The organism is Staphylococcus pasteuri (genome assembly GCF_030547725.1).
Lineage (GTDB): Bacteria > Bacillota > Bacilli > Staphylococcales > Staphylococcaceae > Staphylococcus > Staphylococcus pasteuri.
The window spans coordinates 1-267 of record NZ_JAUOQO010000395.1; the positions used below are offsets into that span (position 1 = coordinate 1).

Here is a 267-nt window from a genome sequence, read left to right on the forward strand (position 1 = left end):
GCGCCATGAGCATGGCCATGTGCCAGTTCTTCTTCTGTTGCAGCACGCACTTCTACAAGCTTAATGGCAAAGTCTAAGTGTTTGCCGGCATAAGGGTGGTTAGTATCGATAGTCGCCATAAACTTGCCCACTTTTACTACTGTAACTTGGCGTGGGCCTTGCTCGGTTTGTACCACTGCAGGCATACCCGCTTTCCAGTTTTTAGCACCTTGTAAATGCTTAACTGAAATACGTTCGACTGCATTCTCGTCACGCACGCCATAGCCG

At 49.1% G+C, this 267-nt stretch carries 1 protein-coding gene; it reads right to left on the bottom strand.

The genetic code is table 11. From position 1 onward, the window contains the following. The coding region (locus Q4528_RS14135; RefSeq protein ID WP_368506724.1) for an FKBP-type peptidyl-prolyl cis-trans isomerase at positions 1-267 on the bottom strand (267 nt) is incomplete at both ends.